This window comes from Parasphingorhabdus sp. (assembly GCF_048269865.1).
Taxonomy (GTDB): Bacteria; Pseudomonadota; Alphaproteobacteria; order Sphingomonadales; family Sphingomonadaceae; genus Parasphingorhabdus.
In genome coordinates, this window is record NZ_JBLWUA010000001.1 from 62,573 (window position 1) to 88,398 (window position 25,826).

Here is a 25,826-nt window from a genome sequence, read left to right on the forward strand (position 1 = left end):
AAGGCCTAGTCTTCAGCGCCGTGGCAGAGCTTGATCAAACGTCCAGATTGGCCACGTTCAGGGCATTGTCGACAATGAATTCACGCCGGGGTTCAACGACTTCGCCCATCAGCTTGGTGAAGATATCGTCGGTGACGTCTGCCTGTTCGACGGTGACCTGCAGCAGGGAGCGCACTTCCGGATCCAGCGTGGTTTCCCAAAGCTGCTCGGCGTTCATTTCTCCCAGACCTTTATAGCGCGAGATCGCGAGTCCCTTACGCCCGGCAGCCAGCACGGTGTCGAGCAGTTCGGACGGACGGGTGATCAGCGTGCCTTCGGTACCAACGGTCGCATCCTCGCCTTCCTCGGTATCGCCAGAGGCCGATTTGACGAGGCGGCTGCCGCTGCCATAGGTCGCGGTTTCTTCGGATGCGAGGCGGTGGAGCTTGCGGGCTTCCGCGCTTTCCAGAAACTTTGCCTCGATGATATGATGATCGGTCACCCCGCGCCAGAATCGCTGGAAAAGATAGCCGCCTTCTTCCGACACCTGCCCGGACCAGCGACCCTCTTCGTCCACCTGGTCCATCCATTCGGCGGTGGCATCAACGGCGGCTTGCCGTTCTGCCCGGCCATGGTCTGGATTGAGCGCACCGGTGAGCGCCATGCCTTCTACAATGGTGCTGTCATAGCGCCGCGGGACATAGGCCATCAGGCTGCGCATCCGGCGCGCATGTTCGATCAGGCCGCGCAGATCCTCGCCGCTGCGCGCGCCTTCGCCGGTTTGCAGGATCATGCCGGAGAGGCCCGCCTGGACCAGATATTGGTCGAGCGCGTTATCGTCCTTGAGATAGACCTCGCTCTTCCCCTTGCCGACCTTGTAGAGCGGCGGCTGAGCGATATAGAGATGACCATTGAGGATGATCTCTGGCATCTGGCGATAGAAGAAGGTCAGCAGCAGGGTGCGGATATGCGCGCCGTCGACATCAGCGTCGGTCATGATGACGATCTTGTGGTAGCGCAGCTTTTCGAGATTGAAATCCTCGCGGCCGATACCGGTGCCCATAGCCTGGATCAGCGTGCCCACTTCCTTGGAGGACAGCATCCGGTCAAAGCGGGCGCGTTCGACGTTCAGGATCTTGCCCTTGAGCGGCAGAATCGCCTGATACATGCTGTCACGGCCCTGCTTGGCGGAGCCACCAGCGGAGTCCCCTTCGACCAGAAACAGTTCGCACTTGCTTGCATCTTTTTCGCGGCAATCAGCGAGCTTGCCGGGCAGCGAAGCAATATCCATCGCGCCCTTGCGCCGGGTCAGTTCGCGCGCCTTTTTCGCCGCTTCGCGAGCCGCAGCCGCATCGATCACCTTCTGGATCACCATGGCGGCATTTTGCGGATTTTCTTCCAGCCATTCGGCCAGCTTGTCGGCCATCAGGCTTTCCAGCGGCTGGCGCACCTCGGAGGAAACCAGCTTGTCCTTGGTTTGTGAACTGAATTTCGGATCGGGCAGTTTGACCGAGACGATCGCCGAAAGACCTTCACGCATGTCATCGCCGGTCAGCTTGACCTTTTCCTTCTTCAGCGCACCGGAGCTTTCGGCATAATTGTTCAGCGTCCGGGTCAGTGCCGAGCGGAAGGCCGCGAGATGGGTGCCGCCGTCGCGCTGCGGGATATTGTTGGTGAAGCAGAGGACATTTTCATAATAGCTGTCATTCCACTCCAGCGCGACGTCGATAATCACATCGTCGCGTTCGCCGTGAATGGCGATGGGCTCCGGCACCAGCGCTGTCTTGTTGCGGTCGAGATACTGGACGAAAGCGGCGATCCCGCCTTCGTAGAACAGGTCGATTTCCTTGACTTCCTCGTGCCGCGCATCGCGCAGGATGATGTGGACGCCGCTGTTGAGGAAGGCGAGTTCGCGGTAGCGGTGCTCGAGCTTTTCGAAATCGAACTCGGTGATCTTGAACGTCGCAGGAGACGGGAAGAATGTAACTCTTGTACCCTTTTTTACACCGCTTTCATTGTCGGCTGGAGGGGCATCGCCAATCACTTCCAGAGGGCGCACGGCATTGCCGAATTCGAAGCGCATATTATGCTCTTTACCGTCTCGCCAGATGTTGAGTTCCAGCCATTCCGACAGGGCGTTAACCACCGAGACACCGACCCCGTGCAGACCGCCTGAGACCTTGTAGGCATTGTCATTGGAGGTGTTCTCGAACTTGCCGCCCGCGTGGAGCTGGGTCATGATGACCTCGGCGGCAGAGACGCCTTCCTCTGTGTGCATGCCGGTCGGGATGCCGCGGCCATTGTCCTCGACCGAGACGCTGCCGTCCGAGTTGAGGGTGATCAGGATCAGGTCGCAATGACCGGCGAGGGCTTCGTCGATTGCATTGTCCGATACCTCGAACACCATATGATGCAGGCCGCTGCCGTCATCGGTGTCGCCGATATACATGCCGGGCCGCTTGCGGACGGCATCCAAGCCTTTGAGAACCTTGATCGAATCTGCGCCATATTCGTTTTGATTGGAAGATTTGGAAGCATCTTCCGGCATTTCGTTTTGATTGCTGTCATTCATGCCGCGACCATAGCCGCTGGCGCCCGCAAACCCAAGAAAAATGTCGGATTTGCGTATAATATTATATCAATATATCAACGACTTAACATATTGGGACAAGTGCGGATATTTTCTCGCGCGAAGCCGCGAAGAATGCGAAGAATATGGTGTGGAAAATTCTGTTGAACAGTTATCGGCGATCGCTGTGGAATACGGCTACAGGCTACACGCCAATCTCGGACCCGGGCTGCTGGAGAGCGTGTATGAAGCGCTGCTTGCCAAGGCGCTTTCCGATCGAAGCCTGAAAGTCGCTCGGCAGAAACCGATCAAGATCAGATATCTGGATATTGTGCTGGAAGAAGGGTTCCGCGCGGATTTGCTTGTCGAAGACAAATTGCTGATTGAATTGAAATCGACGGAACGGCATATGCCGGTGCACGCAAAACAGGTGCTTACCTATCTTCGCTTGATGGATTTACCGCTCGGCCTGTTGATGAACTTCGGTGCGCCGACCTTCAAGATGGGATGCAGGCGTATCGTCAATAACCACACCGACTTCGCTGCTTCGCGCCTTCGCGTGCATCAAGCCGGAAAAGGATCCCCTTTATGACCAATCCCGCCGATATGGTGCCCTTTGCCAAGACCATGGGCATTGTCATTACCGCAATCGACAAGGACAAGGTGCGCGGGGAAATGCTAGTGCGGCCGGAGATCTGCACCGCCGGCAATGGCCGCGGTAGCCCCAGTATCCACGGCGGCGCGGTGATGACCTTTGCCGATGTGCTGGGGGCCTTTGGCGGATTTGCCAATCTGCCCGAGGGATCGAACGGCACCACCACCTCGGAAAGCAAGACCAATTTCCTCAATGCGGCGCCGGAGGGCAGCACGGTCTATGGCGAGGCTACCCCGTTCAAGATTGGTCGGCGGCAGTCAGTGTGGCAGACCAAAATCACGCTCAAGGACGGCACGCTGGTGGCGGTGGTGACCCAGACCCAGATTATGCTGTGACCGATCGCGGGACCTGCCGAGCTAAGCCCCAACCGCCGGTCGTCAAGGCCCCCCACCGTTTGTCCTGAGCCGGTCGAAGGACGCTGGGGAGCGCTAAGGGTGCTTCGACAAGCTCAGCACGAACGGAAGTGGGTTGCTTCAATAGGCTCAGCACGAACGGTATGGTAAAGCTCGCGGGCGAACTTGACGGCGATGGGCCTCGGCAGCCCCGCACAGCTCGCCCACCGCTCCAATATATTCGCAGCTTCCCAAGCGCCCCGTTTTTGCGCTAAACCGCCCGCCATGAACAGAATCCTGCTCGCCGCTTCCCTGTTGTGCCTGGCCAGCACCGCCTGCTCCGAATCCACCAAGGTCAGCGATGACCTGCGCGAGAGCAGCGCCAATCTGGAGAATCAGACCGGCCGGACCGAGCGGGTCGAGGCCGGACCGACCGCCAAGCCGGTGCGGATCGGCGAGGGCGGTCCGCGCTTCGATGCCTGTCAGTCCGTCGGCGAAGTCGGCCGCCACGACAACGGTGCGCTGCCGGTGCTGAGTGCCCCGTTTGATGCCGCGGAAAAAACCGACAGTCTCGCCCCCGGCCAGCGCGTCTATATCTGCACCCGCAGCATCGACCAGCAATGGTTCGGCATCGTCTATGACAAGGCCCCGCCCGCCGAAGACGGCGCATCGGGACCGCGCGGCCCCGGCGACTGCGGCGTCTCCTCTCCGGTCCGCGCCAAGCGCAATTATGACGGCCCGTGCAAAAGCGGCTGGGTTGAAAGCATCTATGTGGTGCTGGTGGCGGGGTAGGGGGTTGCGGCTGTTGCAACAGTCGCCGATTTTTTGAGAGTTACTGTGAGGTTGAACCAATTCGTGTTAGCGCCAAGGATAATGTGCACTATCACTGTAGTCCTAGGGAATTAGTGCAATGTCAGCGTAATTCGTAATTCCACTGTCACCGTAATTTATTTCAGCATCGCCAGGTTTCGGGCGTCCAGCACTTTAGCGGCAGCCTGGGGGCTGATCTCGATCTGAAAGCCACGTTGGCCGGCGTTGATGAACACCGTTTCTTGCGCCATTGCACTTTCTTCGATGAATACAGGGACGCGTTTGCGCTGAGCGAACGGACTAATGCCGCCCACCTTGTAGCCTGTGATCCTCTCTGCATCTTCCACGCTGAGCATCTCTGCTTTCTTGCCGTCCATCACTCTTGCCACCGCCTTCATCGACAATTCTCTGTCCGATGGGATAAGCGCGCAGCAGGGTTTTCCAGTCACGTCCACCATAAGACATTTAAGCAGTTTTCCCGGAGCAACGCCTATAGACTGCGCAGCATGCTCACCGATCCGCGTTGCATTTGCATCATATTCGTAGGGGACGACGCGATGGCTTATCCCTTTTTTCATAAGCAGATGAGTGGCGCGCGTAGTTTTCATTCCAGAGGACCTTTCGTTTAACTTAGCGCTGCAAAAATAGACTGCTCCCCCTGCATTGCCGTGTCCGCCTCACTGTGGGATCACCGTGACAGTCTACTAAATGCGTCTATTAATTTCTATTCTGAATATGCTTCGGGCCGCGCTTTCAGGGTCCCGGCCCGTCTGGATTTCCAATTGCTTGATCTCATCATCGCTTCCGAACGGCTGGAAAGCCATTGCTTTCCCAATCGATATGCGGAATTAATCGGTTGATGAAACATATAGACCCCGCCCGCTATCTCGAGCAGCCGTTTGGCCAACTCGCCGATCTGATCAACGCGCATGCGGTCAATCAGCCCGACCGGATCGCGCTGGATGATGGCGCGGAGAAGCTCACTTGGGCGGAGACTGCCGCGCTGGTCAACCGGATCGCGGCGCAGCTACAGGCGGACGGGCTGCAAAAGGGGCAGGCGGTGGCTATTCTCGGGACGACGACGGTGCGCTATGCGCTGGCCTATCTCGGGGCGATTGCCGCTGGGGGTTGTGCGGCGCCGCTGACCACTTCGGCGACGCCGACACAGCTGGTCAATATGATGCGCGACAGCGGCGCGATGCATTTGTTTATCGACAGCGCCAAGCGGGCGGAGCTTCTGGAGAGCGGCGACGAATTGCCGCCGTTGAACCATATCATGATGGACGACGCTACGGACGACGCGCCGCTGATGGATGACTGGATGGCGGAAGAGGGCGCGATCCCTGCCGATCCCGGCGTGGGACCGAAGGACCCCTATAATATCATCTATTCCAGCGGCACCACCGGCACCCCCAAGGGCATTGTTCATAGCCGCCAGATGCGCTGGTATCACGCTGCAGTCGGCGAGGGCACCGGCTATGGCAAGCCGGGCCAGGTGACCTTGCTGTCGACGCCGCTCTATTCGAACACGACGCTGGCGCTGTTCACCCCGACCATTGCTTATGGCGGCACGGTGGTGCTGATGGGCAAGTTCGACTGTCAGCGCTGGCTGGAACTGGCGCAGAAGCATCGCGCCAGCCACACGATGCTGGTGCCGGTGCAATATCAGCGGCTGATGGATTTCGAGGGCTTCGACGATTATGATCTGGGCAGTCTGACCCACAAATATTGCACCAGCGCGCCTTTCTCGGCGGAGCTCAAGGCGGAAGTGCTGAAGCGCATGCCGGGTGGGTTGATCGAGATCTATTCGATGACCGAGGGCGGCGTGGTCTGTATCCTGCTGTGCCACGAGCATCCCGACAAGCTGCACACCGTCGGGATCGCCTGGGGCGGCAGCGAGGTGATCACGGTGGATGATCAGCTCAACCGGCTGCCCGCTGGCGAAATGGGCGAGCTGGTCGGGCGCTCGCAGACGATGATGTCGGGCTACAAAAACCAGCCGGAAAAAACCGAGGAAGCCAGCTGGTATGACGAGAAGGGCGAGCGCTGGCAGCGGATGGGCGATGTCGGCCGGGTTGACGCAGACGGCTTTATCACGCTGATGGGCCGGACCAAGGACATGATCATCTCAGGCGGCTTTAATATTTATCCGCGCGATCTCGAGGAAGCGCTGATGGCACAGCCCGGTGTTGCCGATGCGGCGGTGATCGGCGTGGCCTCGCGGCAATGGGGCGAGACGCCGGTCGGTTTTGTCGTGGCCGAGGCCGGGGTGACTCTCGATCCGGAAGCGCTGATGGCGGCGACCAATGCCAATCTCGGCAAGACCCAGCGGCTCTCCGAACTGCGCCTGATCGATGAGCTGCCGCGCAGCCATATCGGCAAGATATTGAAGACCGAGCTTCGGGATATGGTTGAGGCGTGAGTGCCCCCGCGCAGGCGGGGGCCCATCTCCCGGCGTTGCGCCTTGTTGCAATGGGTTGTTCGTCGCGCGCTGGGCAAACTGCGCGCACTGCCATTCCCATGGTGCTGAAAACAGCGTTCGGGAGATGGGCCCCTGCCTGCGCAGGGGTACGGGGAACCTGATTTGCCTTCGCGGGTAACAGCTTGATGATGATGACCATTCTCGTTGTGGCCGTTGTGTCGGCCGCCCTGATCGCCGGGGCGGTGTGGGGCATTTACGGGAAACTTTCGACAAAGACGCAGGGCTTTGTCATCGCCCTTGCAGGAGGCGCGCTGATCGTCTCGCTGGTTAGCGAGTTAATCCAGCCTTCGCTCGAACAGAGCAATATGTGGGTCGGGCTGGGATCGGTGGCTGCCGGGGCGGTGGTCTTTACCGTGATCGATTACTGGATCGATGAAAAATGGGACGCGGACGGCGGTGGCGGGTTGCTGGCCGCGATCACGCTGGACGGTGTGCCGGAAAATCTGGCGCTTGGCGTGGCGCTGATCGGCGCGGCACCGATTGAAGTCGCGGCGCTGGCCGGATCAATCCTGCTGTCCAATCTGCCGGAAGCAGCGGGCGGTGCCAAGCAGATGGTGAAGGGCGGGCTGTCCAAGGGCAAGACGCTGGGACTGTGGGTGCTGACCGCCGCGATATTGTCCGCCGCAGCCATCATCGGCAATATCGCGCTGGAAGGTGTGTCGCCGCATGTGCTCGCCGGAACGCGCTGCTTTGCGGCTGGTGCCGTGGTTGCCTCGCTGGCGACGGAAGTATTTCCGCAGGCCTACAAGGAGGATCATCATATGGCCGGAATCGCAACCGCGATTGGCGTCGTGCTCGCTGTATTTCTTGGCGACCTGAGCGGCGGCTAGAACGGACGGGTTTTTCGAGGGCCGCAGGACAAAGGCACTGGACTCAAAACGGGCGGCCCACTAAGCGGCTAAGCCATGTCCATAGCCCATGAAGAAACCATCCTGATCGTCGATTTCGGCTCTCAGGTCACGCAGCTTATCGCCCGCCGGGTACGCGAATCGGGGGTCTATTCGGAGATCGCGCCGTTTAACAGCGCAGAGGAGGCCTTTCACCGGCTGAAACCGAAGGGGATCATCCTGTCGGGGTCACCGGCCAGCGTGCCAGAGGACGGCAGCCCGCGCGCGCCGCAGATCCTGTTCGACAGTGGCCTGCCGATCCTCGGCATTTGCTATGGCCAGCAGGTGATGACGCACCAGCTTGGCGGCGAAGTGCGGCCGGGGCATGAGACCGGCGAAGGCGGCGAATTCGGCCGCGCCTTTATCGAAGTCTCAGAAGAATGCGTCTTGTTCGACGGCCTGTGGGAAGTCGGCGAGCGCCATCAGGTGTGGATGAGCCATGGCGACAAGGTCACCGAATTTGCGCCGGGCTTCCGGATCGTTGCGACCACCGAGGGAGCACCGTTCGCGCTGATCGCCGATGACGAGCGGCGCTATTATGGCACCCAGTTCCACCCCGAGGTCGTGCACACGCCCGATGGCGGCAAGCTGATCGGCAATTTTGTCCGCCATGTCTGCGGCTGTGCTGGCGACTGGACGATGGCGGAATATAAGGACGCCAAGATCGCCGAAATCCGCAAGCAGGTCGGTGACAAGAAGGTGATCTGCGGCCTGTCCGGCGGCGTCGACAGCTCGGTTGCGGCGATCCTGATCCACGAAGCGATCGGCGACCAGCTGACCTGTGTCTTCGTCGACCATGGGCTGTTGCGGCTGAACGAGCGCGAGCAGGTCGAGACCCTGTTCCGCGACCATTATAATATCCCGCTGGTGGTGGTCGATGCCGAGGCGCGCTTCATGAAGGGACTGGCCGGCGAGACCGACCCGGAGAAAAAGCGCAAGTTCATCGGCGGCGAATTTATCGAAGTGTTCGATGAGGAAGCCGCCCGGGTCGGCGGTGCCGATTTCCTCGCCCAGGGCACGCTCTATCCCGATGTGATCGAGAGCGTTTCCTTCACCGGTGGTCCGAGCGTGACGATCAAGTCGCATCATAATGTTGGCGGGCTTCCCGAACGGATGAACATGAAGCTGGTCGAGCCGCTGCGCGAATTGTTCAAGGATGAAGTCCGCGATCTCGGGCGCGAACTGGGCCTGAACGACCAGTTTGTCGGCCGCCACCCGTTCCCCGGTCCCGGTCTGGCGATCCGCATTCCCGGCGAGGTGACCAAGGAACGCTGCGATATCCTGCGCAAGGCCGACGCGATCTATCTCGAGGAAATCCGGAGCGCCGGACTGTATGATGCGATCTGGCAGGCCTTTGCCGTGCTGCTCCCGGTCAAGACGGTCGGCGTGATGGGCGACAGCCGCACCTATGACAATGTCTGCGGCCTGCGCGCCGTCACCAGTACCGACGGCATGACCGCCGATGTCTACCCCTTCGACGCCGCTTTCCTGACCCGCGTGTCGACGCGGATCGTCAACGAGGTGAAGGGAATCAACCGGGTGGTCTATGACTATACCAGCAAGCCGCCCGGGACGATCGAGTGGGAATGAATCGGAAATAGCGGGCATCCGGGGGATGCACGCCCGATTTATTCGGCATCGCAAGATGCCGCAAGGTGGTGAACGATGGTCCGAATTGTTCGGCGACGTGAGGAGCCGCTGACCAGTGCAAGGTGAAATGGACTTGAGCCTGTCGAAAGACTTTGCGCGAACGATCGTCGAAGCAAGTGGTCGCACACTTTCCGTGGACATGAAATCCGATAGGATCTTTCCGAACGCCGGAATTGGTCCCCAATCAGTCATCGCGTCAACTTGACCAACCTGCTTGGTCAAGTTATATTGGCCAAGCAATGACCATCCATGTCAATATCGGCGAGGCCAAGACCCGGCTTTCGGAACTTGTCGCAGCGGCGCTGCGCGGGGAGGAGGTTATCCTGCAAAAAGCGGGCGTGCCGAAGTTGAAGCTGGTTCCGATTGAAATCGCCGACCGAGCGGAGCGTGAAGAAATTGCGCGGCGACGGGTGCAGGCGGTGGGGGCGTTCAAAGAGGAGTTCAATGGCTTTGATCTTGGTCTCGAAGCGCTGAAAGCCGACCGGGGCGATCCCGCGGAGCGGTTCCGGAGGAAATTTGGATCTCCTGCTTGATACTCATGTGCTGGCTTGGATCGGAGATGACGACCCGCGGCTGAGCCACAAGTTTCTCGCCGAATTACCAAATGTCGACAACAGGCTGTTCGTCAGTGCGGTGACAGCCTATGAATATAGTGATCTGCTGGGGCGAGGGCGTTTTCCGGCCAGCGTTCCGCTTTCCAGATTTCAGGAAAAACTGGGTTTTCACCTGCTCGATTTTCCGGCCGATCTGTGGGAGATTGCGACCGAATTGCCCGACATTCATCGCGATCCCGTTGACCGGATGCTGATCGCTCATGCTATTGTGCTGGGCCTGACGCTGGTCACCGCCGACGAGAATATTCACCGTTATCCCGTTAAAACACTCTGGTAAGGAAAACATCATGAAAGCCATCCAACTCCAAGCTCCGGCCTCGCTCGACAATCTCAAGCTGGTCGATCTGCCGGATCCGGTGGCTCCCGGACCCGGTGAAATTGCGGTGCGGGTGCGGGCGTCCAGTCTGAACTATCATGACTATGCGGTGGTCAAGGGGATGATCCCGACGGAGGAAAATCGCATTCCGATGTCCGACGGTGCCGGCGAGGTCACTGCGGTGGGCGAGGGCGTCAGCGATTTTGCGGTGGGTGATCTGGTGGTCTCTACCTTCTTCCCAGACTGGATTGACGGTGAGCCGCCCGAAGGCGGTTTCAAGCGCGTGCCCGGTGACGGGATCGATGGCTATGCGGTCGAGCAGGTGGTCGGGCCTGAAACAGCGTGGACCACGGCGCCAAAGGATTATAGCGCCGCCGAAGCTGCGACCCTGACCTGCGCGGGTCTGACCGCGTGGCGCGCGCTGTTTGTCGATGGCTGCGTCAAGCCGGGCGATAGCGTGCTGGTGCAGGGCACTGGCGGCGTTTCGATCTTCGCGCTGCAATTTGCCAAGGCGGCGGGTGCGACGGTGATCGCGACGTCATCTTCGAATGACAAGCTCGAGCGGCTCAGGGAAATGGGAGCGGACCATCTGATCAATTACAAGGAGGTCGAAGCCTGGGGGAAGAAGGTGCTTGCGCTGACCGGCGGCAAGGGCGTCGATTGCGTTGTCGAAATCGGCGGACCGGGTACGCTCGACCAGTCGATGACCGCAGCCCGGATCGGTGGCCATATCGCCCTGATCGGCGTCTTGACCGGCTTTGCCGGACCGGTGCAGACGGGCTTGCTGATGGGCAAGAATTTGCGGGTGCAGGGCCTGACCGTGGGCAGCCGTGCGCACCAGATAGACATGATCGCGGCGATCGAAGCCAATGGCATCAAGCCGGTGCTTGACCAGCATTTCCCGCTCGCCGATCTGGCCGATGCCTTCCGTCACCAGGAATCAGGGCAGCATTTCGGCAAGATCATCATCGATATCTAGGCGATGATGCGGACGGCCAAAGGCGATGATCGCGCTGCGGTTCTCGCGCTCTGGGAGGCTTGCGGCCTGACCCGGCCGTGGAATGATGCCGCTGCCGATTTTACGCGGGCGCTGCAGGGCACGCACTCCACGATTCTGCTAGACGAGCGCGATGGCCGGGTGGTGGCGACGGTGATGGTCGGCGATGATGGCCATCGCGGCTGGGTCTATTATCTGGGCGTGGCACCCGACCATCGCGGCGATGGACTGGGCCGGACGCTGATGGAGGCTGCCGAAGCCTGGCTGCGCGACCGCGATGCACCGAAAATCCAGTTGATGGTGCGGGACGATAATGAGCCGGCTATCGGCTTTTACAGGGCGCTGGGATATGAGGTGCAGCCGGTGGTGACGATCGGCAAGAGACTGGATATATGAAGTATAGAGGAAGCAATTAGGAAGCAGTCAAGCGATGGAAAAACTGGCCGACAATATCTGGGTCGCAGAAGGTGATATTGTAGACTTTCATGGCTTCCCCTATCCGACGCGCTGCGTCATTGTCCGGCTCGCTGATGACGAACTATGGTGCTGGTCGCCGATCGCGCTGACGCCGGCGCTGAAAAGCGCGATTGACGGGTTGGGCCAGCCCAAGCATCTGGTCAGCCCCAACAAGATCCACCATCTGTATCTGCAAGACTGGAAGGAGGCGTGGCCGGAAGCCAAGCTCTGGGGGCCGGCGTCTACCATCCACAAGCGATCCGACCTGACCTTTGAGGCGCCGCTGGAGGATGAACCGCCCGCTTCATGGCAGGGAGCGATCGACCAGGTCTGGTTCAACGGATCACCGGTGATGGACGAGATCGTGTTCTTTCACCGTCCGTCGCAAACCGCAATCCTGGCCGATCTTTCCGAAAATTTCAGCGAATCCTTCATTCGCCAATATTGGAAAGGCTGGCAGCGCTGGATCGCCAGGCCCTGGGGCATCACCGAGGGCAAGGGGCATGCGCCGCTTGAATGGCGGCTTTCCTTCATCCGGCGCAAGGCCACGCGGGCTGCCCGGGACCGGCTGTTCGCCTGGAAACCCCGCCGCGTGATTATGGCGCATGGCGAAATTCAGTTAGAGAACGGGCTGGCCTTTCTGAAGCGCGCCTTCGCCTGGATCGGCTGAGCGGAAAGCGCAACGGGCGTAACGGCGGCTTGCGCCTTGCCGCTGGCTGACCCATATTCCGGCGATGCAACTTGACCTTGGCACAGACCCGCGAACCGAAATATTACGGCGGATGCACGAGCGGCTGATCCGTAGCTTCGGCCGCGTGATCCGCCCGAATGACAAACGCCGCGATCCGATCTGGACGCTGGTCCAGGGCGTCATCGGTGCCCGCGCGAAAACCGCGGTCTCCAACGAGAACAGCGACCGACTGCTTGCCGAATATGGGAGTTGGGAGGCAGTCGCGGAAGCGGATGTTGGCGCGCTCACCCGCACGCTGCAGACCGCGACCTTTCCGGCGATGGCGGCGGAGCGGCTGAAAGCCTGCCTGCAAGAGATTGTCCGGCAGTACGGCAGGGCCACGCTGGCTCATCTGGACAATCTGGATACGGCCGATGCCATGGCGTGGCTGGAAAGCCTGCCGGGGGTTGCGCGCAAGATCAGCACCGGCGTGATGAATACCAGTCATTTCAATCGCAAGGCGCTGGTACTCGATTCCGGGCATCGCCGGGTCGTACAGCGGATGGGGCTGGTGCCGCCAAAGGCCGATACGGCGCGGGCCTATGACGCGCTGATGCCGGTCCTGCCATCCGAATGGACGGCGGAAGACGTGGATGAGCACCATCTGCTCGGCAAACGGCTGGCGCAAACCATCTGCCGCCCGAAACGGGCGGATTGTGCCTCCTGTCCGGTGCGCAACGATTGCGAATTTGCCGGCCATGCCTGAGCAAGCCACTTTAGGACCGGAGCAGATCGAGACGGTTTACCGCCGCCTCGCCGAAGCGATGCCCGGACGGACCAGGGATGCCAAGGGGCCGAAAGGGCAGCCGGATGCCTTTCGCTCCTGTATTTCCTGCATGTTGTCTGCTCAGTCACTGGACCGCAACACCGCCAAGGCTGCGACTGCCCTGTTTGCCTTGGCGGACACGCCGGAAGCCATGCTGGAGCTGGATGATCGCGATATTGCCGCGGCGATCAAACCGTGCGGACTCTATAATGTCAAAACCCGGAGCATCCGCAAATTTTGCGAGCATTTGCTCGCCGCACATGGCGGAATTGTGCCGCATACGCGAGAGGGTCTGCTGTCGATGCCGGGCATTGGCCGGAAATGCGCCGATATCGTGATGAGTTTCACCTTTGGCGCCGATGTGATCGCCGTCGACACCCATGTCCACCGGGTCTGCAACCGGATCGGCTTGACCAATGCCAAGACCGCGGACAAGACCGCGCAGCAGCTGGAAGAACGCAGCCCCGATTGGGCCTTGCACGACGGCCATTTCTGGCTAATTCAGTTCGGGAAGCGAATCTGCACTTCCCGGAGCCCCAAATGTGACCGATGTCCGGTGGCTGACATCTGTCTCTGGCTCAAAGCGCAGCAGAAACAGGAACCAAGCGATGAGTAACGAAACCAAGATGTATGGCATCTCCAATTGCGACACCATCAAGAAGGCGCGCAACTGGATGGAGAAGAATGGCATCAACTATGTATTCCATGACTATAAAAAGTCGGGGATCACCAAGGAAAAGCTGGAGATGTGGGTGATGCAGGTCGGCTGGGAAACGCTGATCAACAAGCGCGGCACGACCTTCCGCAAGCTGCCCGACATGGTGAAGGAAAATATCAGCGACGATACTGCGGTCATGGTGATGGCGGAAAACCCCAGCATGATCAAACGGCCGGTGCTGGAGCATGGCGACGAACTGGTCGTCGGCTTCAAGGCTTCGGACTATGAAGCCGCCGGACTGGCCGCGCGCAATAGCTAGCGCGTCCGGCATTCTGGCGAATTTACCCTGAATGCCGTATCGCCGATCCGTCTTTCTGAACTTATCAGGGCTGCTGGCATAAAACTGTTATGTTTCGAGGTTATCCGGATATGGATGCCGATAACAGGGATTGCTGCCGCCGATATTGGTATCAGAAAAAGGACAAGCGAATGGTTCAGGCAAGATGGAATGACGTGGTGATCGCGGAAAGCGACGACACGGTGGTCGTCGAGGGCAATCACTATTTTCCGCGCGATTCTGTGTGGTCGAAATATCTCATGCCCAGCGACGCGACCAGCCATTGCCCGTGGAAGGGCGATGCGTCTTACCATTCGCTGATCGTCGAAGGTGAAATCAACGAGGATGCCGCCTGGTATTATCCGTCGCCGAAATCGGCTGCGGCTGAAATCGAGGGCCGGATCGCGTTCTGGAAAGGCGTCGAGGTCGGCTGAGAATGAAATTTTGCAACGCCTTTCTGTTCGTATCTGCGCTCATGCTGGCGGCTTGCGGCGTCCAGGCGGAATCGGGCGCACATTCGGAGAGGCAGATGGCGACACTCAGCGGCGAACCGCCGATTATTATCGCTCATCGCGGTGCCAGCGGCGAGCGTCCGGAACATACGCTTGCGTCCTATGCGCTGGCGATCGAGCAAGGCGCGGATTTTATCGAACCGGATCTGGTGCTGACCAAGGACGGCGTATTGGTGGCGCGGCACGAGAATGAAATCAGCGAAACCACCGATGTTGCGGACAAAACTGAATTTGCCGATCGCAAGACGGTCAAGACGATTGATGGCCAGCGCCATGAAGGCTGGTTCACCGAAGATTTTACGCTGGCCGAACTGAAAACGCTGCGGGCCAAGGAACGGCTGCCGCAATTGCGGGCGGCCAATGCGAAATATGATGGCCAGTTTGAAATACCGACCTTCGAAGAGATATTGCAATTGCTGCAAAGACACGAAAAGCAGCATGGCAAAAGGGTTGGTGTCTATCCGGAAACCAAGCATCCCAGCTATTTCAAGGCGCTCGGGCTCGCCCATGATGAGCCGTTGCTGAAACTGCTGAACAAATATGGCTTGGCCGACAAGGACGATCCGGTGTTTATCCAGTCTTTTGAAGTCGGCAATCTGAAAGCGTTGCACGAGAAAACCGGGATTCGGCTGGTCCAGCTGGTCGCCAGCCAAGGCGGACCACCCGACCAGGAGGGCCTGACCTATGAAACCATGCTGACAGCCGATGGCCTGACGGAAATCGCGACCTATGCCCAGGGACTGGGACCGTCAAAGGACCTGGTGATTGGTCGCAACCTTGTTGGTTTGCTGGACACGCCGACCGGGCTGGTCGAGGAGGCGCATAAGCGCGGGCTGGTCGTGCACCCGTGGACCTTCCGGCGCGAAAATTATTTTCTGCCAACCGATTTCAAGAGCGGCATCGATCCGCGCGAACCGGGTGATTTGCAGGGCGAAATCCGCGCCTATATCGCCGCCGGTATTGACGGTCTGTTCAGCGATAATCCTGCTCAGGCGGTGTCCGCAGCCGAATAATGGCGATGCGCGGTGAATGCATAGATCAATAGGGCAATGACCATCAATGTCGCGCCCAGAATGAATGGTGCGCCGGGAAAGTAAAGACCCTCGCCATCGGCATAGGCACCAAAAACGCCGGTCATCATCACCGGTCCGATGATCGAGGTCAGGCTGACCGTGCTGGCAATAGCACCTTGTAATTCGCCCTGGGCATCCTCGCTGATCCGGCGGCTCATCATCTGTTGCATGGCAGGAAAAGCAAAACCGCTGGCTGCGCCGGTGATGATGCCCAGGAACACGAACCAGTCATTGGGGGCAAAGGCGAAGATGAGATAGGCGGGAATGCCAAAGAACATTCCGAACTGACCCGCGCGCCTTTCGCCAATTTTACCGATCAGCCGCCCGGTCAGTACGCCCTGCACCAGCGCAAGCAAAATCCCGAACAAGGCGACGCTCAGCCCGATCTGCAAAATGCTCCAGTCAAAGCGTTCAATCAGCCAATAGGCCCAGATCGAAATTTGCGCTTGTGCCGCCAGTTGCAGCACAAATATGGTCGACAGAAAGCCGAGCACCAGCGGCGTCCTGCTCATCTGGATGATGCTGCCCATCGGATTGGCCCGAGTGATCGAGAAGGTCCGTCGCTTCGTTCTCGGCAGTGTTTCTTTCAGTACGACCATGCCGATCGCGGTCCCGGTGAGGGCCAGCATGGCTGCGGCGACAAAAGGCAGCCGGTCGCCATATTCTCCCAGCACGCCACCAATGCCGGGACCCAGGACAAAGCCCATCGCACCGGCACCGCCCAGGATCCCGAAATATTTGCCGCGTTCTGCGGGGGATGTCACGTCGGCGACGCAGCTGTTTGCTGCGGCCCAGCTGGCACCCATGATCCCGGACACTATGCGGCCGATGAACAGCCAGGGCAGGGTCGGTGCCCAGGCCATGATTGCATAGTCGAGTCCGAGCAATAACAGCGTGGTGAGCAATATCGGTCTTCGCCCGAATCTGTCGCTCAGGCCGCCAATGACGGGTGCGAACAGGAATTGCATCATCGCATAGGCGAACAGCAACCAGCCGCCAATTTCGGCGGCGCGGTCGATGGATGTGCCGGTGATTCCTTCGATCAGCGACGGCATGACCGGCAATATCAAGCCGATACCCATCATGTCGATAAACACGATGAACGCGACAAACAGCAATATCGACTCTGGCTTGCGGGCCACAGGCATGGGGCGTTCCTAAAACGGGAGATCAGGTTTTGATGAGTCGTGAGAGGCAGAAAGTTTGCCGGAATATTTTTTCGAAGGCAACGGCTAATCGCCGTCACAGATCACTGGCCTTATGTGACAAGGGCGGTTAAACACGGGGTATGTCCACGACCTTCAAACTCGATACATCCACCAGTCGCGCCAATCCACGTCCGCAGCCCATGCGGCGGCTTTCGGTTCCCAAAATTCAGGGCCGCAAGGTCGATGGCGTTACCGAGGAACCGGTGGTTATGCTGACCGCCTATACGGCGCGGACCGCGCAACTGCTCGACGCGCACTGCGATATGCTGCTGGTCGGCGATTCGCTGGCGCAGGTGATTTACGGCCTCGATTCGACGATCCCGGTGACGCTCGACATGATGTGCAACCATGGTGCGGCGGTGGTCCGGGGCAGCTATCACAGCGTTGTCGTCGTCGATATGCCCTTCGGCTCTTATGAACGATCGCCGGAACAGGCCTATGAAAGCGCGGCCCAGATCCTGAAACAGACCGGCGCGGCTGCGGTCAAGCTGGAAGGCGGCGAGGTCATGGCCGAGACGGTCGCGTTCCTCGTACAGCGCGGGATCCCGGTGGTTGGCCATGTCGGTTTGACCCCGCAAGCGATCAATGTGCTGGGCGGTTATGCGGCGCGGGGGCGCAGCGATGCCGAAGCGAAGAAAATTGTCGGTGACGCCGTGGCGCTGGACAAGGCAGGAGCCTTTGCGATCGTTCTGGAAGGCTTGCTCGAGCCGATTGCGATCGAGGTGACCAAGGCCGTGAAAGCGATCACCATTGGCATCGGAGCCTCCGCGCAATGCGATGGCCAGGTGCTGGTGACCGAAGATATGCTCGGCATGTTCGACCGTACGGCCCGCTTTGTGAAACGCTATCACAATATTGCCGAACAGATCGATCAGGCCGCCGAGCAATATGCCGGAGAGGTCAGGGAGCGCAGCTTTCCGGGCCCCGACCAGCTCTATCAACCGAAAAAATAGCGAAACTTGCCGACTTGTTCTTGGCCCTCCGTTCAGCCTGTAGAAATGGTCAATAGACTTTTACATTTACTATTGCGGGCGCTAAAGGACAGCCGATTGTAAATCACCTTCGTCAGACCGGCGAATAGGGGCGCGCAAAACAATATTGAGGAAGCCACATTGGCCAAAGACAAAGATAAGTCACCAGAACAGCAAACGGACCGGTCCGAACAAGTTTTCCTGCGTGAAGTCGATGAAGCGGTGCGTGAAGACCAGCTGAAACATTTTGCGACCCGCTATGGTATCTGGATTTTCGCCGCTGTGGTCATTGGCCTCGGCTCGCTGGCCGGTTTCATATTTTATCAAAACAGCCAGAGCGAAGATTCCGGGCTCCGCAGCGAAGAATATGTCGCTGCCATCGATAGCGTTCGTCAGGACAATCTCGATGGTGCCGCGACCGCGCTGGAGCCGCTCACGGAGGCCGAGCAGCCAGGCTATCGGGCCGCGGCGCAGGTGTTGCAGGCGAATATCGCGCTTGAGAAAAACGACCCGAAGAAGGCGATCGAAGGCTATGCCAAGGTCATTGCCGACGACAGTCTGCCGCAACCGTTTCGCGATCTTGCCCTGATCCGAAAGACCACGGCCGAATTTGACACGCTCAAGCCGCAGCAGGTGATTGACCGGCTGAAGCCGCTGGCGGTGCCAGGCAATCCCTGGTTCGGCAGTGCCGGGGAGATGGTGGCGGTCTCCTATCTCAATATGAACAAATCCGATCTTGCGGGGCCGCTGTTCGCCCAGCTTGCCAAAGATAACAGCGTACCAGCGACGATCCGGTCGCGTGCGTTACAGATGGCGGGCGTTGAAGGCATTGACGCGGTCGAAATGGACGGCGAAGATAAAAAAGCGGCACCATTGACCCCGGTAGCGGCTGAGGGAGAATCGAAGGAATGATTTCCGGTAAGAAACTGATGGCCGGTATGCTGGCCCTTTCGCTGCTGTCTGGTTGCGGGATATTGGGCGGCGACGGCGAGGACAAGAAAAGCACGCCAACGCTTGGCAAGCGCACCCCGATCTTGAGCGGCGAAAGCGGCGCAGAGGTTGACCCAGCGCTGTCGGCTATTTCGGTGATATTACCCGCGCCGGTGGCGAATGCCGACTGGGCCCAATCCGGTGGCAACGCCAGCAAGTCCATGGGCCATGTGGCGCTTCCCGGTGATTTGGCCCGGGTTTGGACCGCGAATATCAGCGGCACCAACAAGCGCGAACGTCTGGCGTCTGCGCCGGTGATCTCCGGTGGCCGGTTGTTTGCCACCGATACACAAGCGACGGTCCATGCCTTTGACGCAGCCACTGGCGCGAAAATCTGGTCGACCCAGATTGACGTGAAAGGCGACGGCGAGTCATCGCGCTTTGGCGGCGGCGCCAGCGTGTTTGACAATGTCGTTTACGCCACCAACGGTGTCGGTGATGTTGTTGCGCTTAATGCAGCCGATGGCAGCCAGATATGGAAAGTGCGTCCGGCCGGACCGCTGCGCGGATCGCCGACTATCTCGAACGGCAATGTCTATGTGATGACGCAGGATAACCAGATCTATGCGCTGAACATGCTGGACGGATCGGTGCAGTGGAATGAAGCGGGCACTGTCGGTCTGGCAGGCATTTTCGGAGTTGCGGCACCGGCGGCAGGCCAGGGTACGGTTGTGGCTGGCTATTCATCCGGTGAACTGACCGCTTATCGCTATGAAAACGGGCGCAATTTGTGGAACGACGCGCTGGCGCGGACGAGTATTTCGACCTCTGTTGCGACGCTGTCGGACATTGACGCCGACCCGGTGATTGACCGTGGGCGCGTCTTTGCGCTGGGCCAGGGCGGCCGCATGGCTGCCTATGAACTGGTTACCGGGCAGCGGATCTGGGAACTGAATATCGCCGGCATCGCGACGCCGGTTGTGGCAGGCGAATGGGTATTTGTGCTGACCGACGATGCGAAACTGCTGTGCATCGCCCGGCCCAATGGCAAGGTCCGTTGGATCAGCCAGCTGGCCGCCTACAAAAATGATGAAAAGAAGAAAAACCCGATCAACTGGACCGGGCCGATATTGGCGGGTAATCGTCTGATCATCGCCAGCACCGAAGGCGACGTGGTGTCGATTTCGCCGGGTGAAGGATCGAGCCAGGTGCTGTTCGAACTGGATGATGGCGTTTCGCTGCCGCCAGTCGTGGCAGGCGGCATGCTATATATTCTAGACGACAGCGGCCGGATTTCCGCGTTCCGCTGAAAATCAGAAGCAAAGGACAGGGACCGGCTTTATGCTGCCCAATATAGCAATCATAGGTCGACCCAATGTCGGCAAATCGACCTTGTTCAATCGTCTGGTTGGCAAGAAGCTGGCGCTCGTCGACGACACGCCCGGGGTTACCCGTGACCGTCGCGAAGGCGCCGCCAATCTGCTTGGGCTCGCGTTCAACGTCATTGATACGGCTGGTTACGAGGATGAGGATGCCAAAAGCCTGCCCGGACGGATGCGCAAGCAGACGGAGCTCGCGGTTGCGGGCGCGGAGCTGGCGATATTCGTGATCGATGGCCGGGCCGGCCTGACGCCGCTCGACGAAGAAATTGCGCGCTGGCTCAGAAGCGCGAAGACCCCGGTTGTGCTGCTGGTCAACAAGGCGGAAGGCAAGGCGGCCGATGCCGGTATCATGGAAAGCTATGCGCTCGGTTTTGGCGATCCGATTCCCTTCAGCGCGGAACATGGCGACGGCGTCGCCGACCTGTTTCAGGCAATTCAGCCCTATGTCGAGAATTTCAAGGCTGCGGCAGAGGACGAGCCGACCGACGAATCCGCCCCGCTGAAGCTAGCGATCGTCGGGCGTCCGAATGCCGGGAAGTCGACGCTGATCAACAAGATGCTGGACGAAGACCGGATGATTACCGGGCCGGAAGCCGGCATCACGCGCGACAGCATCACCGTTGACTGGGTCTGGCATGATGATGACCTGACCGAGGAAGAGAAGCTGGACGGGATCGAACCCGACCGGCGGGTCCGCCTGATCGATACCGCAGGTATGCGCAAGCGGGCCAAGGTCAATGACAAGCTGGAAAAGCTGGCCGTAGCCGATGCTCGCCACGCAGTCGACTTTGCCGAGGTGGTGGTGCTGCTGCTGGATGCCACCAAGGGGCTGGAAGCGCAGGATCTGCGCATTGCCGACCATGTGATCCAGGAAGGCCGCTGCCTTATTATTGGCATCAACAAATGGGATGTGGCCGAAGGGCCGAGCAAATTGTTCAACGGTATCCGGGCGGCGCTCAATGACGGGCTGGCACAGGTTCGAGATGTGCCGCTGGTCGCGGTGTCCGCCTTTACCGGCAAGGGCATAGACCAACTGATGAAAGCGGCGTTTCAGGCCCGCCGTATCTGGTCACAGCGCGTATCGACGGGTAAGCTGAACCGCTGGTTCGAGGACGCGATTACGGAAAATCCGCCGCCAGCGCCGGGGGGCAAGCGGATCAAGTTGCGCTATATCACGCAGGCCAAGACCCGGCCGCCGTCGTTCGTGATCTTCGGGACCCGGATCGACGAGCTGCCGGAAAGCTACCGGCGCTATCTGGTCAACGGAATCCGGCGCGAGCTTGGGTTTGGCGGCGTCCCGGTCCGTCTGATCATCCGGGCACCGAAAAACCCCTATCACGAAAAAGACTGATTTCTCAAAATCATCGCCAATAGCCGCCGTCGGTCGGCAAGATCGAACCCGCATCGCGGCCAATGTTCGCCGAAACGCTGGCGCTATCGGAAAAAGATGTGAGGCCGGTGTGGCAGCAACGCCAGCCGCCGGCATTTGGCCGACGGCTGGGCTGAATCAGGATCCTTCGATCGATTTCGACTGCAGCTGGATGTAATTCTCGATACCCATCCGCTCGATCATGTCGAACTGCTGCTCGAGCGAATCGACATGGTCTTCTTCGCTTTCTAGGATTTCGGCAAAAAGGTCACGACTGACATAGTCGCGGATGCTTTCGCAATATTCGATGGCGTCCTTGAGCATCGGCAGCGCCTCATATTCCAATTCCAGATCGGCCTTGAGAACTTCTTCGACGGTTTCGCCGATTTTCAACCGGCCCAGCAACTGAAAATTGGGCAAGCCGTCGAGGAAGAAAATCCGTTCCGCAAGCTTGTCCGCATGCTTCATTTCATCGATCGATTCGTGCCGTTCGAATTCGGCCAGTTTGGTGACGCCCCAATTGTCGAGCATGCGATAGTGCAACCAATATTGGTTGATTGCAGTGAGTTCGTTCTTGAGAGCTTCGTTGAGAAACTCGATGACTTTCGTATCACCTTTCATAGCGGCGTCCTTCCCGACGATAAGTAAATCTACGGAGATCGCCTATACAGTATCCGTCGCTCGAGCGAAAGGGCGAGATTGAAAGAAAATGCTGTTATTTCAATGATTTGATAACGAGAATGCTAAGCGGTCGCAACTTGGGATTCGATAATCGTCCGGGCAAATGCGAGGCATTGGCCGCATTTCGGCTTGCGACCGAGCTGGGCGTAAACTTTTGATGGCCGGTCTGCACCGCTGCGAACCGCAGTCCGCAGGTCTTTTTCCTTAATCGCATTGCAGACGCAAACAACCATTTCCGTTCCTCTCTGCGAATCGTATATCGCTATTGAGAATAGATCGCAATAGCAAAAATGCGTTAATTTGATCGGGGCGGAATCCGCATCGGCTGCAGCTGTTGCCGCGCCAGACTTCGCCACAGCCATTCCAGCGGTCCGTAGCGGAAATGGTCGAGCCACGGCCTGGACCAGAGCAGCATGAGGGCCCAGGTTCCGGCGACAAACAGATATAGCTCGGCACGGTCGACCGATCCATAGAGTCCGAGGCCCCAGCCATAGAAGACGAAGGTCATCAACAGGCTGGTGCCGAGGTAATTGGTAAAGGCGGCGCGACCGACAGCGGCGACGCGGCTTATCCAGGGTGACGCAGAGAATTTCTGAACCAGTCCAATCAGCAGCGCTGCATATCCCACCGTCATCAGCAATTGGGAGGGCCAGCTCCAGGCGTAGCTGGCGTTTGCCATCAACAATATATCAAAATCGCCGTAGATCAGCCCCGCCGTGATCGCCATCAGGATCAGCGCACCAATAGCCGTCATGCGTATGCCGAGCCGGCGATAGTCCGCTGCACTCCATTCTCCGGTCATGAAGCCATTTTTGTACAACGCCATGCCGATCATCATCAGCGGCAAGGTTTCGGCGAGATTATAGGCCAGCAAGATGACCGGGCCAAAAGGGTCATTCTGAACCTTGTCCAGAATAATCGCGACGAAACCGGATTGATGCAGGGCGATATCGGCCGCGATGGCGGCCGGCCCGGTGTCGAAGTCTGCGATGACCTGGGTGACGGCATCAATTGCGTCCGCGCTGGCACCGGGAAGGCTGGCCTGATATTGCATATATAGCAGGCTGCCGAACATGACCGAATAGCCGACAAAGCCGAGCGTGAAGATGAACAGGGCGCGGCGGAACAGGTCTTCGGCGGTCAGCCCGCTGAGGAAAAAAGCAATGAAGCCGATGGCGGCGTAGAGAAAAAGGATGTCGCCAACCCAGAGAAAGAAAAAATGGGCCAGGCCGAATATTGCTAGCCAGACCATCCGGGAAAAGTGGACCCTGGCAGGATTTTGGCCGGTCCTGTTCGCGCCATCAATGATCAGCATCATGCTCGCCCCGAACAGGATCGTGAACAGGCCGCGCATCTTGCCGTCGACGAAAATGTAGGACAGGGCCCAGACGACAATGTCGGGCCTATCGGTGCCGCCATAGACGGCCGGGCTCATATAAGCCATTTCCGGCATTGAAAAGCCGACGATATTCATCAGCAATATGCCCATGACTGCAAAACCCCGCAGGGCGTCGAGCTCCAGATAGCGGGGCGGTTTTGATGGGGCCGTCATATCCACCCCGTTCGTCCCGAGCTTGTCGAAGGACATTGTTGACAAGTAGCCGCTGCGACTGACGGTGCTTCGACAGGCTCAGCACGAACAGATTTTTGCATATTCACGATATTCACAGCCAGCTGGCGATCTGATCCAGCGGTTTCTTGATCGTTGCGTGGACAGGCACCGTGGCGTTCGCGGCAGGCTTGCCCACCACCAATATCATCATCGGTTTTTCATTGGCGGGGCGATCGCAGAGCCTGTTGAGGAATTTCATCGGATTGGGCGTGTGGGTGAGTGTCGCCAGACCGGCGTCATGCAATGCAGTGATCAGTATGCCGGTGGCGATGCCGACGCTTTCGCTGACATAATAATTCTGCTTCGTCTCGCCGGGCTTCATGCCGCCCTTGCGCTGGCCGAAGATGACGATGAGATAGGGCGCAGTCTCGAGAAACGGCTTGTCGGCATCGGTGCCGAGCGGCGCCAGCGCCTCCAGCCATTCTTCGCCCGCCTTGCTTTCGTAAAAGGCCCGTTCTTCCTCTTCGGCAGCAGCGCGCAGAGCCTTTTTCTTTTCCGGCGTTGCGATTACGGCGAAATGCCAGGGTTGATGGTTGGCCCCATTGGGGGCTGTTCCCGCAGCCAGAATTGCATTTTCAATGACTGCACGGGGAACCGGATCGTCGGCAAAGTACCGACAGGTCCTGCGGGTTTTCATCGCCTCATAAAATACACGCGACCGCTCGATGCGGTCGGCGTCGGAATAGTCCGGCAATTCGGTGTAGGGCAGGGTCTCGTGAGGCTTCAAAATTTCCGTCTCCCGCGTCGGGTTCGCCTGTCGTCTATCGAAATGCGGACAAAGAAACCCGTTTAAGAGGCCAAGTTTGGCGCTAGTCCGGATAGCGGAGCGATCTGCACTAGGAAAGCCAATATTCTATATTGACATTGATGTTAATAGTAGACATATCGGCATCATGAAAATCAACCACAATTTTTCTTCACCGACCGATTCGGCCCGACCATTTGTCCATCCGGACCGCCCGGCGGCCCGCTTTCGTCCGCTGAAGGCGATCCATCACTTTCGGGAACTGATCAAGGACAAGGAAGACACCGAGCAGGTGTTCCATATCTTTGAGTCTCTGCCGCGCCCCGGTTTTCGCAAGGACGCCAAGGCCTTCGTCGAAAGTGAAAAGGGGCAGGCGCTGTTGGCCAGCGAGCCAGAGCTTGCGCCTATGCTCGACGATCATGATCGTTTGCGCCAGATGCCCGCAGGCAGTCTTGCCCACGCCTATTGTGATTTCATGGAAAAGGAAGGGCTGAGCGCGGCCGGGCTGATTGCCGAATATGACCGTTTCAGCCCGCGCAAATATCATGACCTGATCGAATGGTACGGCTTTCGCCAGCGGGACACGCACGATCTGCTTCACGTGCTCACCGGCTATGGCCGGGACGCGCTGGGCGAAGCCTGTGTGCTGGCCTTTACCTATGGCCAGAATCCCTCGCTCGGCAATATCTTCATCGCCTATGCGGCAGGTCTGAACATGACGAAGCAGACCAGGAGCGATGCACCGATCTTCAAGGCGATCCGCGAAGCGCAAAAAATGGGCAAGGCCTGCCCACGGATCAGCGAGGAATCGATCACCGATCTGCTCGCTCAGCCCATCGATGCCTTGCGGCAACGGCTGCATATCAAGACGCCGCATTTCTACCATGAAGCGCACGACAAATTCCGGGCAGCCGATATCGATCCCTATGATATGCTGGCGCAGGCGGCGTAAATCACACTTAGTCCTGCACCGGTCGAAGGATGCCTCGAACCGACCAGTGTACTGGCATAAGTCTGGTGCTATTGGCTGAGATGGTCAGCGAAATTCCTTGCGGATCACCAGTTTCAGCCCCGACCAGATCGCATCCACGGCGCAGACCTTGAT

28 protein-coding genes are annotated in these 25,826 nt (G+C 58.9%); 21 read left to right on the forward strand and 7 right to left on the reverse strand.

The features are described 5' to 3' along the window. Positions 1 to 34: 34 nt before the first annotated feature. Positions 35 to 2,527 (reverse strand): DNA topoisomerase (ATP-hydrolyzing) subunit B, encoded by a 2,493-nt coding sequence (gene gyrB, locus ACN0WW_RS00350; protein WP_417608943.1) that lies wholly within the window; start codon positions 2,525 to 2,527, stop codon positions 35 to 37. A gap of 172 nt (positions 2,528 to 2,699) precedes the next feature. On the opposite strand from gyrB, the gene ACN0WW_RS00355 reads away from it, so the two are divergent. The 3 genes from ACN0WW_RS00355 to ACN0WW_RS00365 all read left to right on the forward strand — a co-directional run bounded on the left by ACN0WW_RS00355 (position 2,700) and on the right by ACN0WW_RS00365 (position 4,327). Beyond that, the gene (locus tag ACN0WW_RS00355) at positions 2,700 to 3,140 is read left to right on the forward strand and encodes a GxxExxY protein (RefSeq protein ID WP_417608227.1); all 441 of its coding nucleotides are present in this window, start codon (positions 2,700 to 2,702) and stop codon (positions 3,138 to 3,140) included. Further along, complete coding sequence (locus ACN0WW_RS00360; protein WP_417608229.1) at positions 3,137 to 3,538, forward strand: PaaI family thioesterase; 402 nt, start codon at positions 3,137 to 3,139, stop codon at positions 3,536 to 3,538. Before ACN0WW_RS00355 ends, ACN0WW_RS00360 begins: the two co-directional genes overlap by 4 nt. 282 nt (positions 3,539 to 3,820) lie before the next feature. After that, positions 3,821 to 4,327: a hypothetical protein gene (locus ACN0WW_RS00365; protein ID WP_417608231.1), complete on the forward strand. Its 507-nt coding sequence runs from the start codon at positions 3,821 to 3,823 to the stop codon at positions 4,325 to 4,327. Between the two features lie 155 nt (positions 4,328 to 4,482). Here ACN0WW_RS00365 and ybaK read toward each other — a convergent pair whose 3' ends face one another. Next, a complete protein-coding gene (ybaK, locus tag ACN0WW_RS00370) occupies positions 4,483 to 4,953 on the reverse strand; it encodes a Cys-tRNA(Pro) deacylase (protein ID WP_417608233.1) in 471 nt (156 codons plus the stop codon). Between the two features lie 251 nt (positions 4,954 to 5,204). On the opposite strand from ybaK, the gene ACN0WW_RS00375 reads away from it, so the two are divergent. From ACN0WW_RS00375 to ACN0WW_RS00435, 13 genes are all read left to right on the forward strand, one after another. After that, positions 5,205 to 6,767, forward strand: coding sequence for a class I adenylate-forming enzyme family protein (locus ACN0WW_RS00375; protein WP_417608235.1), 1,563 nt, complete (start codon positions 5,205 to 5,207; stop codon positions 6,765 to 6,767). A gap of 185 nt (positions 6,768 to 6,952) precedes the next feature. Next, entirely contained in the window at positions 6,953 to 7,657 is a 705-nt protein-coding gene (locus tag ACN0WW_RS00380) for a ZIP family metal transporter (RefSeq protein WP_417608237.1), read from the forward strand. A gap of 75 nt (positions 7,658 to 7,732) precedes the next feature. After that, positions 7,733 to 9,304 carry a glutamine-hydrolyzing GMP synthase gene (gene guaA, locus ACN0WW_RS00385; RefSeq protein WP_417608239.1) on the forward strand — a complete coding sequence of 524 codons (1,572 nt, stop codon included), beginning with the start codon at positions 7,733 to 7,735 and terminating at the stop codon, positions 9,302 to 9,304. Between the two features lie 299 nt (positions 9,305 to 9,603). Beyond that, positions 9,604 to 9,897: a type II toxin-antitoxin system Phd/YefM family antitoxin gene (locus ACN0WW_RS00390; protein ID WP_417608241.1), complete on the forward strand. Its 294-nt coding sequence runs from the start codon at positions 9,604 to 9,606 to the stop codon at positions 9,895 to 9,897. Then, entirely contained in the window at positions 9,881 to 10,255 is a 375-nt protein-coding gene (locus ACN0WW_RS00395; protein ID WP_417608243.1) for a type II toxin-antitoxin system VapC family toxin, read from the forward strand. The genes ACN0WW_RS00390 and ACN0WW_RS00395 overlap by 17 nt, the downstream gene beginning before the upstream one ends. A 10-nt stretch (positions 10,256 to 10,265) precedes the next feature. After that, positions 10,266 to 11,273, forward strand: coding sequence for a zinc-dependent alcohol dehydrogenase family protein (locus ACN0WW_RS00400; RefSeq protein WP_417608245.1), 1,008 nt, complete (start codon positions 10,266 to 10,268; stop codon positions 11,271 to 11,273). Positions 11,274 to 11,276: 3 nt separating this feature from the next. Beyond that, on the forward strand, positions 11,277 to 11,687 hold the full coding sequence (locus ACN0WW_RS00405; protein WP_417608247.1) for a GNAT family acetyltransferase: 411 nt from the start codon (positions 11,277 to 11,279) through the stop codon (positions 11,685 to 11,687). Between the two features lie 34 nt (positions 11,688 to 11,721). Then, entirely contained in the window at positions 11,722 to 12,417 is a 696-nt protein-coding gene (locus ACN0WW_RS00410; protein ID WP_417608249.1) for a DUF4336 domain-containing protein, read from the forward strand. A gap of 64 nt (positions 12,418 to 12,481) precedes the next feature. After that, the gene (locus ACN0WW_RS00415; RefSeq protein WP_417608251.1) at positions 12,482 to 13,183 is read left to right on the forward strand and encodes an endonuclease III domain-containing protein; all 702 of its coding nucleotides are present in this window, start codon (positions 12,482 to 12,484) and stop codon (positions 13,181 to 13,183) included. Continuing rightward, positions 13,176 to 13,859 carry an endonuclease III domain-containing protein gene (locus ACN0WW_RS00420; protein ID WP_417608253.1) on the forward strand — a complete coding sequence of 228 codons (684 nt, stop codon included), beginning with the start codon at positions 13,176 to 13,178 and terminating at the stop codon, positions 13,857 to 13,859. The genes ACN0WW_RS00415 and ACN0WW_RS00420 overlap by 8 nt, the downstream gene beginning before the upstream one ends. After that, positions 13,852 to 14,220 (forward strand): ArsC family reductase, encoded by a 369-nt coding sequence (locus tag ACN0WW_RS00425; protein WP_417608255.1) that lies wholly within the window; start codon positions 13,852 to 13,854, stop codon positions 14,218 to 14,220. Before ACN0WW_RS00420 ends, ACN0WW_RS00425 begins: the two co-directional genes overlap by 8 nt. A gap of 170 nt (positions 14,221 to 14,390) precedes the next feature. Beyond that, positions 14,391 to 14,672 (forward strand): DUF427 domain-containing protein, encoded by a 282-nt coding sequence (locus ACN0WW_RS00430; RefSeq protein WP_417608257.1) that lies wholly within the window; start codon positions 14,391 to 14,393, stop codon positions 14,670 to 14,672. A gap of 41 nt (positions 14,673 to 14,713) precedes the next feature. Beyond that, entirely contained in the window at positions 14,714 to 15,763 is a 1,050-nt protein-coding gene (locus tag ACN0WW_RS00435; RefSeq protein WP_417608945.1) for a glycerophosphodiester phosphodiesterase, read from the forward strand. Here the strand turns inward: ACN0WW_RS00435 and ACN0WW_RS00440 are convergent. Next, positions 15,739 to 16,971, reverse strand: a complete 1,233-nt coding sequence (locus tag ACN0WW_RS00440; RefSeq protein WP_417608259.1) for a TCR/Tet family MFS transporter — start codon at positions 16,969 to 16,971, stop codon at positions 15,739 to 15,741. The genes ACN0WW_RS00435 and ACN0WW_RS00440 overlap by 25 nt on opposite strands. 140 nt (positions 16,972 to 17,111) lie before the next feature. Here ACN0WW_RS00440 and panB point away from each other — a divergent pair, with 140 nt between their 5' ends. From panB to der, 4 genes are all read left to right on the forward strand, one after another. Further along, positions 17,112 to 17,984: a 3-methyl-2-oxobutanoate hydroxymethyltransferase gene (panB, locus tag ACN0WW_RS00445; protein ID WP_417608261.1), complete on the forward strand. Its 873-nt coding sequence runs from the start codon at positions 17,112 to 17,114 to the stop codon at positions 17,982 to 17,984. A 159-nt stretch (positions 17,985 to 18,143) separates the two neighbouring features. Continuing rightward, positions 18,144 to 18,914: a tetratricopeptide repeat protein gene (locus ACN0WW_RS00450; protein WP_417608263.1), complete on the forward strand. Its 771-nt coding sequence runs from the start codon at positions 18,144 to 18,146 to the stop codon at positions 18,912 to 18,914. After that, positions 18,911 to 20,242, forward strand: a complete 1,332-nt coding sequence (locus ACN0WW_RS00455) for a PQQ-binding-like beta-propeller repeat protein (protein WP_417608265.1) — start codon at positions 18,911 to 18,913, stop codon at positions 20,240 to 20,242. Before ACN0WW_RS00450 ends, ACN0WW_RS00455 begins: the two co-directional genes overlap by 4 nt. 31 nt (positions 20,243 to 20,273) lie before the next feature. Then, positions 20,274 to 21,665 carry a ribosome biogenesis GTPase Der gene (gene der, locus ACN0WW_RS00460; RefSeq protein ID WP_417608267.1) on the forward strand — a complete coding sequence of 464 codons (1,392 nt, stop codon included), beginning with the start codon at positions 20,274 to 20,276 and terminating at the stop codon, positions 21,663 to 21,665. 156 nt (positions 21,666 to 21,821) lie between these two features. On the opposite strand, the gene bfr is transcribed toward der, so the two are convergent. The 4 genes from bfr to ACN0WW_RS00480 form a co-directional block, all read right to left on the reverse strand. Further along, positions 21,822 to 22,304 (reverse strand): bacterioferritin, encoded by a 483-nt coding sequence (bfr, locus tag ACN0WW_RS00465; RefSeq protein ID WP_417608269.1) that lies wholly within the window; start codon positions 22,302 to 22,304, stop codon positions 21,822 to 21,824. Positions 22,305 to 22,426: 122 nt separating this feature from the next. After that, positions 22,427 to 22,597, reverse strand: coding sequence for a (2Fe-2S)-binding protein (locus ACN0WW_RS00470; protein WP_417608271.1), 171 nt, complete (start codon positions 22,595 to 22,597; stop codon positions 22,427 to 22,429). Between the two features lie 62 nt (positions 22,598 to 22,659). Then, complete coding sequence (locus ACN0WW_RS00475) at positions 22,660 to 23,916, reverse strand: DUF418 domain-containing protein (RefSeq protein ID WP_417608273.1); 1,257 nt, start codon at positions 23,914 to 23,916, stop codon at positions 22,660 to 22,662. A 112-nt stretch (positions 23,917 to 24,028) separates the two neighbouring features. Further along, positions 24,029 to 24,703, reverse strand: coding sequence for a nitroreductase family protein (locus ACN0WW_RS00480; RefSeq protein WP_417608275.1), 675 nt, complete (start codon positions 24,701 to 24,703; stop codon positions 24,029 to 24,031). Positions 24,704 to 24,869: 166 nt separating this feature from the next. On the opposite strand from ACN0WW_RS00480, the gene ACN0WW_RS00485 reads away from it, so the two are divergent. Beyond that, positions 24,870 to 25,673, forward strand: coding sequence for a Coq4 family protein (locus tag ACN0WW_RS00485; RefSeq protein ID WP_417608277.1), 804 nt, complete (start codon positions 24,870 to 24,872; stop codon positions 25,671 to 25,673). The last annotated feature ends 153 nt before the right edge of the window (positions 25,674 to 25,826 follow it).